The 14,522-nt window shown below is 61.6% G+C and carries 13 protein-coding genes; 11 read left to right on the forward strand and 2 right to left on the reverse strand.

Annotation, left to right across the window (positions count from 1 at the left end; all coding sequences use genetic code 11):
- The 3 genes from GT003_RS23915 to GT003_RS23925 form a co-directional block, all read left to right on the forward strand.
- On the forward strand, nt 1–428 hold a 428-nt coding region (locus GT003_RS23915; protein ID WP_487247395.1), incomplete at its 5' end, for a family 4 glycosyl hydrolase.
- A 15-nt stretch (nt 429–443) separates the two neighbouring features.
- Nucleotides 444–1,472 carry a Gfo/Idh/MocA family protein gene (locus tag GT003_RS23920; RefSeq protein ID WP_161702657.1) on the forward strand — a complete coding sequence of 343 codons (1,029 nt, stop codon included), beginning with the start codon at nt 444–446 and terminating at the stop codon, nt 1,470–1,472.
- 15 nt (nt 1,473–1,487) lie between these two features.
- On the forward strand, nt 1,488–2,252 hold the full coding sequence (locus GT003_RS23925) for a hypothetical protein (RefSeq protein ID WP_161702659.1): 765 nt from the start codon (nt 1,488–1,490) through the stop codon (nt 2,250–2,252).
- Nucleotides 2,253–2,268: 16 nt separating this feature from the next.
- Here GT003_RS23925 and GT003_RS23930 read toward each other — a convergent pair whose 3' ends face one another.
- Complete coding sequence (locus GT003_RS23930; RefSeq protein WP_161702661.1) at nt 2,269–2,970, reverse strand: GntR family transcriptional regulator; 702 nt, start codon at nt 2,968–2,970, stop codon at nt 2,269–2,271.
- 165 nt (nt 2,971–3,135) lie between these two features.
- On the opposite strand from GT003_RS23930, the gene GT003_RS23935 reads away from it, so the two are divergent.
- The 6 genes from GT003_RS23935 to GT003_RS23960 all read left to right on the forward strand — a co-directional run bounded on the left by GT003_RS23935 (nt 3,136) and on the right by GT003_RS23960 (nt 9,808).
- Nucleotides 3,136–3,870 (forward strand): SDR family oxidoreductase, encoded by a 735-nt coding sequence (locus tag GT003_RS23935; protein ID WP_161702663.1) that lies wholly within the window; start codon nt 3,136–3,138, stop codon nt 3,868–3,870.
- Nucleotides 3,871–3,885: 15 nt separating this feature from the next.
- The gene (locus GT003_RS23940) at nt 3,886–4,755 is read left to right on the forward strand and encodes a transketolase (protein WP_161702665.1); all 870 of its coding nucleotides are present in this window, start codon (nt 3,886–3,888) and stop codon (nt 4,753–4,755) included.
- Nucleotides 4,752–5,831, forward strand: coding sequence for a transketolase family protein (locus GT003_RS23945; protein ID WP_161702666.1), 1,080 nt, complete (start codon nt 4,752–4,754; stop codon nt 5,829–5,831). The genes GT003_RS23940 and GT003_RS23945 overlap by 4 nt, the downstream gene beginning before the upstream one ends.
- Before the next feature lie 98 nt (nt 5,832–5,929).
- A complete protein-coding gene (locus GT003_RS23950) occupies nt 5,930–7,165 on the forward strand; it encodes a mandelate racemase/muconate lactonizing enzyme family protein (protein ID WP_161702668.1) in 1,236 nt (411 codons plus the stop codon).
- Entirely contained in the window at nt 7,162–8,178 is a 1,017-nt protein-coding gene (locus GT003_RS23955; protein WP_161702670.1) for a serine hydrolase domain-containing protein, read from the forward strand. The genes GT003_RS23950 and GT003_RS23955 overlap by 4 nt, the downstream gene beginning before the upstream one ends.
- Nucleotides 8,179–8,191: 13 nt before the next feature.
- Nucleotides 8,192–9,808 (forward strand): sialate O-acetylesterase, encoded by a 1,617-nt coding sequence (locus GT003_RS23960; RefSeq protein WP_161702672.1) that lies wholly within the window; start codon nt 8,192–8,194, stop codon nt 9,806–9,808.
- Nucleotides 9,809–9,988: 180 nt separating this feature from the next.
- Here GT003_RS23960 and GT003_RS23965 read toward each other — a convergent pair whose 3' ends face one another.
- Complete coding sequence (locus tag GT003_RS23965; RefSeq protein ID WP_161702674.1) at nt 9,989–10,843, reverse strand: helix-turn-helix transcriptional regulator; 855 nt, start codon at nt 10,841–10,843, stop codon at nt 9,989–9,991.
- A 136-nt stretch (nt 10,844–10,979) separates the two neighbouring features.
- On the opposite strand from GT003_RS23965, the gene GT003_RS23970 reads away from it, so the two are divergent.
- Nucleotides 10,980–12,809 (forward strand): glycoside hydrolase family 127 protein, encoded by a 1,830-nt coding sequence (locus GT003_RS23970; RefSeq protein ID WP_161702676.1) that lies wholly within the window; start codon nt 10,980–10,982, stop codon nt 12,807–12,809.
- 177 nt (nt 12,810–12,986) lie between these two features.
- Nucleotides 12,987–14,372 (forward strand): hypothetical protein, encoded by a 1,386-nt coding sequence (locus GT003_RS23975; RefSeq protein ID WP_161702678.1) that lies wholly within the window; start codon nt 12,987–12,989, stop codon nt 14,370–14,372.
- Nucleotides 14,373–14,522 lie beyond the last annotated feature (150 nt).

Here is a 14,522-nt window from a genome sequence, read left to right on the forward strand (position 1 = left end):
ACCTGCGCAATAACGGCATGATCAAGAACCTGCCGGACGACTGCTGCGCGGAAGGCCTCGTCTACGCGGACCGCACCGGCATCCACCGGACGATCGTCGGCGAGCTGCCGGCGCAGTGCGCGGCCTTGAACATGACGAACATCAACGTTCAGCGGCTGGCCGTCATGGCGGCGAAGTCCGGCAATCCGGAGACGGTCGTGCAGGCGATCGCGCTCGACCCGCTGACCTCCTCCGTGCTGACGCTGAAGGAAATCCGCGATATGGTGACGGAGATGCTGGACGCCGAGAGCGAATGGCTGCCGCAGTTCGGCAACCGCCGTCCGCGCCCGACGCCGACGATCCAGATCCCGCAGGACGTCAAGCGCGCCGACGTGCCGATCGACCCGGCGCTCGCCATCTTCGCCCGCCTCGGCGAGCTGGCGCAGTAAAGGAGACTATGGACAATGACAACGTTCAAGATCGCGCTGGCCGGCTGCGGCGGCATGGCCAATCACTGGGTGGAGTACGCGCTGCAGCGACCGGATACGGAGATCGTAGCGCTGATGGATATTTTCCCCGAGCAGGCAACCCGAATGGCGGAACGCCACGGACTGACCTGCGGTACCTACACGGACCTCGCGGAGGCAATCCGCGAATCGAAGGCGAACCTCGTTTTCGACGTAACCATCCCCGCGGCCCGTTACGACGTCTGCATGACGGCGCTCGCGAACGGCTGCGACGTGCTGTCGGAGAAACCGATGGCCGTCAGCCTGACGGAAGCGCAGGATATGATCCGCGCCGCGGATGCGAATGCCCGTGCCTACGCGGTGATGCAGAATCGGCGCTTCCATCCGAGCATTCGCGCTTATCGGGATTTGATCGCGGAGGGCAAGATCGGAAAGGTCGGCCATTTGCAGGCGGATTTTTATATCGGCGCCCATTTCGGCGGCTTCCGGGATACGATGGACAGCCCGCTTCTGCTGGACATGGCCATTCACACCTTCGATCAGGCGAGATTTATCCTTGGCGCGGATCCGGTGTCGGTCTACTGCCACGAGTTCAATCCGCCGGGATCCTGGTACGCGGGCAATGCTTCGGCGATCTGCATCTACGAAATGTCGGACGGCTCCGTGTTCTGTTACCAAGGCTCTTGGTGCGCGGAAGGCGCGAATACGTCGTGGGAGGCCAACTGGCGCGCAGTGGGATCGCAGGGAACGGCGCTGTGGGACGGCTCGGATGGACCGCCTGCGGCGGATATCGTCGCCGCGGGGCAGGAACCGAACTTCACGCTCCGAACGGAGCGCGAGACGCCCGGGCTAACCTATGCCGGGAAAACGGGCCATTATGGCTGCTTTGACGAGATGTTCGCGGCGCTCCAAGAAGGACGCCGGGCGGAAACCGACTGCCACGATAATATCAAGAGCATCGCGATGGTGCTGGGCGCCCTGGAGAGCGCGCGAACAGGTACGAAAATCGACCTGAGCCGCATCTAGGCCCGGACGAAGCCGATGAATCCGTGGGACGTCCTGTTGATTGCCGTCGTGTCGGCGCAGGCGCTGGCCGCCTCGTATTTGTTTCATCCGAAGTGGAAGGCGCTCGTCTTCGGGCTGCCTTTCCCGTTCACGTTCGCTTACTTGGCCGTGGGCCAGCAGGTGAATATTTTGAATATCCTGTCGCTTGCCCTCATGTTTCTGTTCATGCAGGCGGTGCGTGGGCTGCATGTCGGCTGGCGGGTGCCGATCATCGCCGCCGTCGCGGCATCCGCAGCCGGGTATTGCCTCTGCGGTTATCTCATGGCTCAGGCCGTTCCGATCCGAGGCGAGCTCTTCTGGATCGGGGCGGCGGCAGCGTTCCTGCTGGCGCTGGCGCTGCTGCGCTGGATGCCCCCTCGGGAGGAGCCGGGCGAGCGAACGGCGCTGCCGCCGTGGGTGAAGGTGCCGCTCACCGTCTGTCTGGTCACGCTGCTCGTGCTGGGGAAGCAGGAACTGCAAGGCTTTATCACTTTTTTTCCGTTCGTCGGGGTATTCGTGGCTTACGAGGCGCGGCGGAGCCTCTGGACGATGGGGCGTCAGAATGCCGTCGTCATGGTGACCGTGCTCCCGATGCTGGCGGTCATGCGGCTGGTATTTCCATCGCTGGGCGCAGGCGGGGCTGTACTCGCCGGCTGGTGCGCGTTCATGCCTTCCCTGCTGCTGGTCACGCGCATGAGACGGCAGGGACGGATCGCGCCTGACATGAAGAAGCCTCCGGCGGAAAGTTCCGCCGGAGGCTAAATTGAAAAACTGACTCTTATTGCGCCGATGACTTCGCCGTCGTTTCTTCGGCTGCACGCTGCCGGTACCAGTCTGCGATGAGCTGGCGGGGAAGCTTGATTTGCTCCTCCACCAGCTGCAGCAGAACATTCAGCTTCCGATCCTCGATGGCCTTCAGAATCAGCGCGTGATTGTCCGGAATCAGCTCGTTCGCCGTATTCAGCCGGTTCGACAGCGTGAGCATGTCGGTGATGATGGGACGAAGCGTTCCCCACAGCTGCAGAAGCGCCCAGTTGTCGGCCAGCTTCATGAATTCGTAGTGAAACTCGATGTCGAGCTGCTCGAGCTCTTGCAGCGAAATCCCGTTCCTAAGCATATTCGCGATGATGCCCTGCAGCGGCTGGGTATCGATCGATTCGTTCCGCATGATCTCGCTGGCGGCCATCCGCTCCAGATTCTCGCGCATGTCGAACAAATCATTGGCATGCTTCTCCGTAAACCCGACGACCTCGGATCCGCCGTTCGGAAGCGTTTGCACGAGACCCTGTTGTTCCAGCGCGTGAATGGCGCTGCGCACGGGGCCGCGGCTGACGCCGTATTCCTCGGCCAGCTGGCCTTCGACGAGGCGGAATTTGGCAGGCAGCTCGCCGGACAGAATTTGCAGGCGCAAATGATGCAAAATATCTTTGGCAAAGACGCTGCGGGAAAATCGATCGTGTTTGCGATTCACTTTGATCATCGAAGATTCTCCTTATCATGGTACATATAAAATGTGAGTATTTACTCTTATTGACAATTATAAGCCCTCCTCCTAGAATAGTAAATAGTAAATGGTATACGGTTAACCAAATGACAGTTAACCATATTACGCAACGATTCCTGAACTCAAGAAGGAGGAAATGCAGTGATTTTCAAGGATGCAGTCGTCGTCGTTACGGGCGCGGGAGGCGGAATGGGCAGAACCGTCGCGCTCGCTTTCGAACGGGAAGGCGCTAAGTTGGCACTCATGGATGCTTCGTCTACAGGATTAATGGAAACGGTTTCAAAACTGCAAAACGGAAATGTGCCTCATGAAACGGTCGATATTCGGGACGTCTCCGCGATCCGTCTCTTCATGGGCCGGATCAGGGAAGAGCTCGGTCCCGCAAGCGTGCTCGCCAACTGCGCGGGCGTCTGGCATGAAGCGGCGTTCGACGAGGTGACGGAAGACAATTGGAATTTCGTCGTGGACGTGAATTTGAAGGGCAACTTCTTCTTGTGCCAGGAAGCGATGAAGCAGATGAAGGAGGCCGGGGGCGGATCGGTGGTCAACATCGCGTCGACGGCGGGAGAATACGGCAGCATACGTCCCGCGGCCCACTACGCCGCATCCAAGGGCGGCATCATCGCGATGAGCAAGTCGCTGGCCCGGGAAGGAGCGCCGTCGATCCGCGTCAACGTCATTTCCCCCGGACCGACGGATACGCCCATGCTGGCCAACACGGAAGAGGAGAAGAAGGAGATCGCGAAGCGTCCGCTCGTCGGCCGCTTGGGAACGGCGCATGACATGGCCTCGGCGATTCTATATTTGAGCGATCCCGGCAAAGCGGGCTATATAACGGGCGAGGTGCTGCGCATCAACGGCGGCAGCCTGATCTAACGGGGAGGGCTGGCGATGAATGCCTATATCGACATCGCGCCGGGCGGATGCGCCGCGGAGCAGCCGCTGGACGGACTCGTAAAGGATCTGAAGAAAACGGTCGTCCGCATGACGGAAGCGGCCGGCGGCGGGTACATCGCGCAGGGGCTTGGATCGGCGGAAATGATCGCGCATCTGTTCTACCGCGTGCTGCGGCTTGATCCCGCGGAGCCGGAATGGGCGCTGCGCGACCGGTTCCTGTTATCCGTCGGGCATTATGCGATCGGCGTGTATGCCGCGATGGCGCGGCTGGGATACTTTCCGGACGAACTTCTGAACACGTACAGCGCGGACGGCAGCGTTATCGAGATGATCGGCAGCGAGACGACCCCCGGCTTCGAGATTACGGGCGGCTCGCTGGCGCAGGGCCTGTCGCAGGGCGTCGGTCTCGCGCTCGCGGCGAAGCTTCGGCAGCATCCATGGCGCACGGTCGTGTACATGAGCGACGGCGAGCTGGAGGAAGGGCAGACGTGGGAAGCCGCGATGGTAGCGAAGCACCACGGGCTGGATAATCTGCTGGCGATCGTCGACGTCAACGGCATGCAGGCGGACGGCCGCATTCAGGAAGTGACGGGCATCCTGCCCATTGCCGAGAAATGGCGGGCGTTCGGCTGGGATGTCGCGGAGATCGACGGGAACGATCCGGCGGCGGTGGAGCAGGCGCTTGGCGAGGCGTTCCGAAAAGAAGACAAACCCATGATCATCGTCGCGCACACGGTTCCCGGCAACGGCGTCTCCGAGCTGCACGGCAAGCATGACGTCCATTACGTGCGATGGACCAAGGAACAGTCCGAAACCGCCCTGCGGGAGCTGGATTTCGGCATGGGAGGAGGAACGGCGCCATGATCGACGTCACGCAATCGGTTATTTACGGGGGCAAAGGGTTGCCGGAGACGCGGCTCAAGGCTTACGGCCACGCGCTCGCGGCCCTCGGGCATGCGCGTCCGGACGTGCTCTGCCTGAGCGCGGACCTGACGTCGCAGACGGAAGCGGACCTCTTCCGCGGCGAACATCCCGGCAGATTCTTCAGCATGGGCATGGCCGAGCAGAACATGGTCGGCGTCGCGGCCGGCTTGGCCCGCGCGGGCGAGATTCCGTTCGCGCACAGCTTCGCCTGCTTCATTACCCGGCGCTGCTTCGACCAGATCGCGATGTCGGTCGCTTATCCGCGGCTGAACGTCAAGCTGGTCGGCATGATGCCGGGCATCTCGAGCCCGGGCGGCGCCTCGCATCAGGCGATCGACGATCTGGCCATGATGCGGGCGACGCCGAACATGCGCATCCTCGACATCGGCGAGGCGTCCGAAGCCGAGCAGGCGCCCGAACTGGCGGCAGCCGCGGACGGACCGGTCTATCTCCGCCTTCGCCGGGGGCTGCTCCCCGCGATGTTCGACGGAAGCGCATACCGGCTGCAGTGGGGAGAAAGCTATCTGCTTCGCCGCGGCGCCGATGTCGCGCTCGTCACCTCGGGGCTGATGACCGAGCGCGCCCTTCAGGCGGCAGCGCTGCTGGAAGAGAACGGCATCGGCACGACCGTGCTGCACGTGCCCAGCATCAAGCCGCTGGACGAAGAAGGCATCGCGGCCGTCGCTTCCTCGTGCAGGGCCGTGCTGACGCTCGATAATCATTCCGTTATCGGCGGTCTCGGCAGCGCCGTCAGCGAAGTGCTCGCGGAGCGGCGGATCGCCGTTTCTTTCCGGCGGCTGGGCTTGCGCGACGTATTCGGGAAGGCGGCGTCGAACGCGTATATTTTCCGCCATTTCGAGCTCGATCCCGACCAGATCGCGCGCGCGGCGCTGGAGCTGCTGGAACATGGAACCGAGCTGCGCGGCGCCGGTAACTGGAGCCAGGCCGGCAGCGGCGATTCGGGCTGGGGCGAGGCTTGGAAGCAGGGCGGGGACGGCCGTGCACAGGGCCGTTGAATGACGAACCAGCGTTAAACGATCGGATGGCGCGCCTCGGCTCTTGGACGGGCGCAAACCCATCCGCAACCCATACAATTCGCGGAAGAGGTGTAGAGATGATCAAGCAGAATCCGGCGGCATCGCCCGGCAACGACAAAATCGTGCACATCGAAACGTACCGGTGGAAAGAGCAGCCGAACATCATTTGGGTCGAAATCACGACGGAGAACGGTTTCGTCGGGCTGGGCGAGACGTATTACGTGCCCGGCGCGGTGGAGGCGGTCATTCACGAGATGGCGGCACCGCTCATCCTCGGCAAGAACCCGTTTCATATCGAGGATATTTGGAATACGCTGTTCGTCTGCGCGAACTTCTACGGCTATGCCGGCGCCGAGATGCGCGCATTCTCGGCGATCGACATCGCGCTGTGGGATATCTTGGGGCAGGCAACCGGACTTCCGATCTACGCGCTGCTCGGCGGCAAGACGCGGGACAGCATTCCGATCTACAATACCTGCATCAATTTCGGCAAGTACCGCGATATGGATGATTCCCTGGAGCGTCCCGGCGATCTAGCGGAGCATCTGCTGTCGCAGGGCATCAAGGCGATGAAGTTCTGGCCATGGGACCGTTTCGCGCCGCAGCTCAAGGTCGAAGCGATCACGGGGCCGGCGGGCTGGGCCGCGGTCGGTCCGGCAGGCAGCTACCTCAGCCTGGAAGATTTGAAGAAAGGACTTTGGTGCGTGGAAGAAATCCGCAAGCGGGTCGGCGACAAGATCGAAATCATGATCGAGGGCCACTCCCGGTGGGATCTCAACTGCGCGATCAAGATCGGCCGGGCGCTCGAGCCGCTGCAGCCGTTCTGGATGGAAGACATCATGCAGCCCGACAGTCCCGACGATCTGGCTCGTCTGGCGGACAGCGTCCGGCTCCCGCAATGCGTCAGCGAACGGCTCTTCACGCGCTACGCCTTCCGCCAGATTCTCGAGAAGAAGGCTGCCCATATCGTTATCCTCGACCTCGTCTGGACGGGCGGCATTACCGAAGGCAAGAAAATCGCCGCGCTCGCCGACACCTATCATCTCCCAGTCGCCCCTCACGACGGCACCGGCCCCGTCACCATCATTTCCAGCATGCATCTATGCGCCAGCGTCACCAACGCCCTCACCATCGAAACCGAACGCGCCTTCTACGACGGCGGTTATTATACGCAAGTCGTCACCAATAATCTGCCGATTAAAGACGGCCACATGTGGATTTGGGATAAACCGGGCCTCGGCACGGAGCTGCTTCCGGAATTCAAATCCAGAGAAGACGTCACGAGCCGCAAATCCAAGGTTGAAATCGTATGATTTCCGAATTGCCGGATGATCGATTAAGGTCGTATATCGTTAACGGGATTACACCAAGCTTGTCCATTGCCGTCGGCAGCAAGGACGAGGAGCTCTTTACGTTCCAGGAAGGGACGATGTCCTTCGTTCAAGAGGCGCCCGTGCAGCGGGAGACCCTGTTCAACGTCGGCTCGACGACCAAAATGTTCACGGCCGCGCTTATCGTCAAGCTGGTGGAAGAAGGGGAAGTGACGCTGAACGATCTCGTGCGGCGGTTTATCCCGGAATTTCCGGTGCCGCAGATTACGATCGGCCATCTGCTGACGCATACCTCCGGACTGCGCGAGGTGAAGCTCGGCTGGCCGGGGCTCGGCGGCATCAAGGCTTACTTCGAGGCGCTCTACGGCCGGACCGGGTGGAACGCGCTGCCGGAGACGCAGTTCGCTTATTATACGGCCGGTTACTCCATTCTGATGGACGTTATCGAGCGTATCACGGGCGGAACGATCGAAGCTTATGCCAGGGCAAGCCTGTTCGATCCGCTCGGCATGACCCGGACGACCTACGACACCGCATCGCTCGTGAACGGCGAATTCACGGTGCCATGCCATAAGGACCGGCCGGGCGATGAGAGCGGCGAGTTCCGCTTGGCCACGACCGGCGACAGCGGACTGCATTCGACCGCGGCGGAGCTTATCCGCTTCGGCCGGCTGCTGCTGAACAGGGGGATATGGGAGGGACGGCGAATCTTTACCGAAGCTTCCGTGGATCTGATGTTCCGCGAGCGCACGGGCGGCCGGCACGCCTTCTCGGCGATCGGCATGATGAAGGCGGCGAACAACCCCCATGGCTGCTTCAGCGATTTGAATTCGCCGGAGACGATCGGTCATCCCGGCTACAGCGGATGCATGCTCTGGATCGATCCCGTCTACGGCTTGACGGGCGCAGTAGTCACGAACAGCGAGAATTTGCACGAGGATTGGCGAAATTACCGGACGCTGCTCGCGCTGTCGATGAAGCGGGCGCTCCACTAAAGGGGAAATCAGCATGCTGAACATAGCGCCTATTCTCGGCGACGGGATGGTTCTGCAGCGGGGCAAGACCGTGCCGCTGTGGGGCAAAGGCAATGAAGGGGCTACGGTGAGCATCTGGTGCCGCCGGGCGGAAGCTCCTGGTGCCAGGGTTACGGATGCCGGGATTACGGACACTCAGGCGCTTGCTCATGGGGCCGTATCGGATGCGCTTGCCGAGGAAGCTTGGGCCGATGGGGCAGGGATGGCATCGGCCCAGGCCGTAGGCGAGGATGTCGCTGCGGCCGGAACGGTCGTACGCGGGGGGCGATGGTCGCTCGCGCTGCCGGCTATGGAGGCGGGCGGACCGTTCGAACTCACGGTCGAATCGGAGGGCGAGCGAATGACGATTCGCGATATCTGGTTCGGCGAGGTTTGGCTGGCCGGCGGCCAATCGAACATGGAGATGCGGCTGAAGGATACCCTCGGCGGCAGGGCCGAGGCGGCACAGGCCAATGAGCCGATGCTTCGCTATTACGAAGTGCCGCCGATCAATTACGACGACGGCCGGGAGCATCGGGGGGAATGGCGGCAGGCGATTCCGGAGCATGCCGGACAGTTCTCGGCGGTGGCGTATTATTTTGCGCTGGAGATTCTGCGGACGCAGGGCGTCCCCGTGGGCATTATCGGCTGCAGCAAAGGCGCCACGTACGCGAATTGCTGGGTATCCCGGGAGACGCTGTCGGACGACGAGGACCTCTGCGTCTACCTCGACGAGTTCGAGGAGCAGACGAAGGATCTGGATCTGGAGGCGTATTACGAGGCGGATCGCCATTTTAATGCCGCGGCGATCGAATATTACGCCCGCTTGGACGAGGGCGTGCCGGCCGAACAGCTCGTCGCGCCCGAGTGGCCGCCGCCTATCGGCCCGCGGTATTTCCTGCGGCCATGCGGCATGTACGACGTCATGCTGAGCCATGCGGCGCCCTATGGGCTGAGAGGCTTTCTCTATTACCAAGGGGAAGCGGACACGGCGCGTTCGGACCTGTATCCGCGCATGATGGAGGCGCTCGTGGATAATTGGCGCGCCGATTGGGGCGACCGGGAGCTGCCGTTTCTGTTCGTTCAGCTGTCCAACTTCGGCTGCATGGGCAACGAGAACGGCGAGGACTGGGCGCTGCAGCGGGAGGCGCAGCTGATCGCTTCGCGGCGCATCCCCGGGGCGGGCATGGCGGTCTCCATCGACTGCGGCGATTTCGGGGATATCCACCCGCCGAACAAGCGGCCCGTCGGCGAACGGCTGGCCTTGATCGCCCGGGAGCAGGTATACCGGGAGCCGGTGAACAGCAATGGCCCCGTGCCGCTCGTATGCGTCGCTAGCGAGGACGGCGCTGCCGAGCTGACCTTCGGTTATGCCGAAGGCAGGCTGGCAAGCGGCGGCGGCGGTCTCCGCGGCTTCGAGATCGCCGGCAGCGACGGGCTGTTCGTCCCGGCAACCGCCGAGATCGCGGACGTGGCAACGGTCGTGCTTCGCGCCGCCGGCGTGGATGCCCCTGCGCATGTCCGCTACGGCTGGCGCAACTGGACGGACGCCAACCTGTTCGGCGGCTCCGGGCTGCCGGCCTCGCCGTTCCGGCTGAACGTCGAAGCGTAGTCGCAGCGCGGACGTGTTCGCGGAGCGAACGCGCGGCGCAAGCCTGGCGCTGGCTGAGCCTCAATCCAGCCCCATGCCATCCTCATTCCAGCCTCAATCCAGCAGGCATCCATTTATCGGCAGTTCAGCGAAGGCTCGGCGAAACCACGGCATTTTCTGTCGCTTGCCGCTTGCGTCTTCCTAACGGAACCGGCCCCGATATTCCCTCGGCGTCTGCCCCTGCAGCTTGGCGAAGCTGCGGATATAGTACGTGGCGCTGGAGAAGCCGACGTCGACGGCGATCTGCGAGATCGGCATCCCGGTGTTGATAAGCAGCAGCTTGGACTGATCCACGCGGTGTTTGGTCAAGTACTCGAGGGGGGTCATCTGATAGACCTGCTTCATGCAGCGGGCGACGTAAGTAGGGTGATAATGCAGCTGGTCGCGGTACTGCTCGTAGCAGTCGGGCTCGCGGTAGTTCTGGCGCAGGTACTGCTCGACGGCCTCGGCGATCTGCTGGGCCGGGGAGCGCAGGCTGCGATGATTCTCGTTCATGTCGAACAGCAGCGCTTGGAAGATCGTCTGCTGCTTCCACCGCGAAGAGGCGCTCGGCTCCTTCTCCGCCTCGATCAGCGCCAGTACATTGTCGTAGAAGCTCAGCGCATCGGAGAAGCCGCAGTACCGGGGCAGGTAGATCGTGAAATGCTCGATTCGCTGGTAGCGGCGGTCTTTGTCCGGATCCGTCATGGGCACGGCTTCGGACGCCTCCGACCACTCGCCCGTGCTTTGAAAGTGCAGCCAGTAGAAGTGGGTCCGCTCCGTGCAGGCCCGATAGGAGCCGTGCTGCCGCTGGGGATGCAGGATGAGCGCTTCGCCTTCCTTGACCTCCCAGCGCTGTTCCTCTTCCTCCATATAGAGGCAGCCCTCGGTGACGATGATCATATCGAAGAGGCTGATGTTTCGGCGGGTCGCGTGAACTTCGCCGGCTTGATACACGGCTTCGCCGCCGACGATATAATGCGGCAGCGGCGGTGCGGTAAACCGATAGTAGTTCATCGGAAAACTCCCTTCGATCGAGAAGTTCATATCGTACGATTATATCGTTCGTTTACAGGCTGTTTGAAACTCATTATAGCATCTATCATGGGAATAGAAACCAACCTGCGATAAGAGGTGATGAGAAGGAATGAGCATGGCCAAACAAAGCGCGGCGACCCCGGCCGATTTGGGGAAAACGTTCGCGCAGGTACCTTTTCAGCAAGTGATGTTCACGGATGCCTTCTGGGCGCCGCGGCTGGCGGCGCACAAGACGAACACGATTCCGGCCTGCCTCGGTTTCTCCGAAAGCCGCATCGACAATTTCGCGAAGGCGGCAGGGCTGAAGGAAGGCGGACACGAGGGCATCTTCTTCGACGATTCGGATCTGTACAAGATTCTCGAGGGCGCCGCTTACTCGCTCGCGCTTCAGCCGGATCCCGAGCTCGACAGGCGGGTCGACGATATTATCGCGCTGATCGCCGCCGCGCAAGAGGAAAGCGGCTACATCAACACGTACTACCAGTTGGAAAAGCCGAACGAGAAATACACCGACATGGGCAAGCATGAGCTCTATTGCGGCGGACATCTCATCGAAGCCGCGGTCGCGCACAAGCAGGCTACAGGCAAGACGAATTTCCTCGACGTCGCGATCAAGCTTGCCGACCATTGGGACCGGTATTTCGGCCCGAATCCCGATCAGCATCTGTGGGTAGAGGGGCATCAAGAGCCGGAGATGGCCTTGATCAGGCTGTACCGGGAAACGGGAGACGAGCGATACTTCGAGCATGCCAAGTGGATGCTGGAGGAACGCGGCAGCCGGCACGGCGAAGGACAGGGCTGGCATCATGAGGACCAGGAGTACTGCCAGGGCAATGTGCCGTTATTGGAGCAGACCGAACTGGTGGGTCACGCGGTTCGCACGGCGTACATGTTCTCGGCCATGGCGGACGTTGCGTACAAGACGAACGATGAACGGTACAAAACGACGCTGGACCGCATGTGGGACCGGCTGATCAACCGCAACATGTTCGTCACGGGCGGCATCGGGTCCACGCACGATAACGAAGGCTTCACGCACGACTTCGACCTGAACAACGAGAAGGCCTACTGCGAGACTTGCGCGTCGATCGGCATGGTGTTCTTCAACCACCGGATGAACCTGCTGCATGGCGATGCCAAGTACGCCGACGTCATGGAGCGCTCGCTCTACAACGCCGCGCTGGCGGGCGTCAATCTGGCGGGCGACAAGTATTTCTACATTAATCCCTTGAATGCCGACGGCCTGCATCATCGCTTCGAATGGATCGGCTGCGCATGCTGTCCGTCCAACGTGGCGAGATTCATTCCTTCCATCGGCAGCTACGTGTACGCGACGGGCGACAGGGAAGCGGTCGTGAATCTGTACGCGCAGAGCGAAGGCCGACTGGCGCTGGGCAACGGCGAGCACGTGAAGCTGACGCAGACGACCGAGCATCCGTGGGAAGACCGGGTCAGCCTGAAGGTCGAACCGGAGAGCGGCGAGTCGGAGTTTACGCTGAAGCTGCGATACCCAGGCTGGTGCCGCGACCTCCGGCTGCAAGTGAACGGCAAGGAAGTCGACCAACTTAACCTGGAGAAAGGCTACATTCGCCTGAACCGGGTATGGAAAGCCGGCGACACCGTGCAACTGACGTTCGCGATGCCGGTCGAGCATGTCCATGCCGATCCGCGCGTCGAAGCCAATATCGGCAAAGTCGCGCTGCAGCGGGGGCCGCTCGTCTACTGCTTCGAGGAAACCGATCAGCCGATCGACATCGAGAAGCTGACGATCGCCCCGGATACGACGTTCACGCTAAGCCGTAACGAACGGATCCTGAATGCGGTGCAACTAAATGAAGCAACGGTCGACGGCAGTCCCGGCGTGGTGGCCGTGCCGTACTTCGCTTGGGATAATCGCGAGCCGGGGAAAATGAAAACCTGGGTGCCGGAGCGGAACGGCTCCTAGAGCGGATGAAGGCAGCGGGATAGGTCATGGCTTTAGTATCCCGCTCTCGCCGCTCGCCAGGCGCCGCATTCCATCGCATGCCGCATGGGACATTCCGCAATATGCGGCTTGCGAACGCCTTGCATGGCATGAAATCAGATTCGGCGCTTCCAAGCGCTTATAAAGGAGGAATTTATTATGGGCGGTCTAAGCATCGGTTGGGCATCCGGCGATATTACGCCGGCGCGTCCGGTTTACTTATGCGGTCAAATGTTCGAACGTCTCTCGCAGTATGTCCGGGACCCGCTGACGGCGACCGCGCTGGCGCTCGAAGGCGCCGACGGCGACCAGGCGATTATCGTATCCGTGGATCTGGTCGTCGTCACGCGCGAGCTGCAGGACGGGCTTGCGAAGCGCCTTCGCCGCTCGATTCCCGACTTTGATGCAGCCAAACTCGTCATCTGCGCGACGCATACGCATAACGCGCCGTTCGAGGACTACGAGCAGTTCTCGCGGCTCTCCGGCGGCACGAACGTCTACGATTTCAGCGATCCCGGAGCCATGCATCCGCCGGAGTACATGGAGCAGCTGCTCGATACGCTCGATACGCTCGCTGCGGGGGCATGGCGCACAAGGGCGGCGGGGGCGGTAAGCCCGGCTTTCGGTTACGCCGTCGTCGGGCACAACCGCCGTTCCACTTACGTGGACGGACGGGCGATGCTGTACGGGGCCGTGCACCACGATATCTTTAAGGCCATTGAAGGACCAAGCGACCATGGGGTGGAAATGCTCTATCTATGGGATGCCGAGGAGCGGCTGACGGGCATCGTCATGAACGTTGCCTGCCCGGCGCAGGTCATGGAGGGCGAGCATTTCATAACCGCCGACTTCTGGGCGGAAGCGCGGGAGCAGCTGAGGGAACGGTTCGGCGCCGGGCTATTCGTTCTGCCGCTCGTCGGCGCTGCCGGCGATGCGGCGCCGCATGGCGATCTCATTCGCGCAGGCAAGGGCGCGGAGCCGGACATGTTCAAGGCCGAAGGAATGGTGGAGCTCGGCAGGCGGCTGGCCGATCTCGCCTGGAGTCAATTCGAGCGCGCGCAGTCTCGCCGGGAACGCGAACCTGAATTTCGCCACGAGGTGCACGCCATCCGGCTGCCGCTCAGCTATCCGCGCGAAGAAGAGACGGAAGCGATCGTGCGGGATTATATTGAGGATTTGTTCCGGGAGCCCGAGCGCGCGGAACGAATCAGGCGCAAGGTCGCGCAGCGGATCGCCGAAGGCGCCGAGTTTCCGTACTTCGACGCGGAGGTGCATGTCATGCGGCTGGGCGGCATCGCCATCGCGACGAACCCGTTCGAGCTGTTCGCGGAATTCGGCCTGCGGCTGAAGGCGCTAAGCCGCGCGAGGCAGACGTTCGTCGTCCAGCTGGCCTGCGATTTCGCGGCTTATCTGCCGACGGAGAAGGCAAGAGAAGGCAAAGGCTTCAGCGCGTTCGCGCTTGACGGCCTGGTCGGTCCCGAGGGGGGACATGAGCTCGTCGACCGCACGGCGGAGCTGCTGAACGACCTGTTCGAACCGAAGTAAAGACATAGAAATAATAGCTAGAAGTGTTAATATTTTGCTTGCAAAGCCTATTGGGCTGTCATATGATAGAGGTGCGAAGATTTTGGTTAACCGTCATCTGTTAACTAAATACTCGCAGTATAAAACCACATAATGAAAGCGCATACTCTA

Source organism: Paenibacillus sacheonensis (genome assembly GCF_009909195.1).
GTDB classification, from domain to species: domain Bacteria; phylum Bacillota; class Bacilli; order Paenibacillales; family Paenibacillaceae; genus Paenibacillus_Z; species Paenibacillus_Z sacheonensis.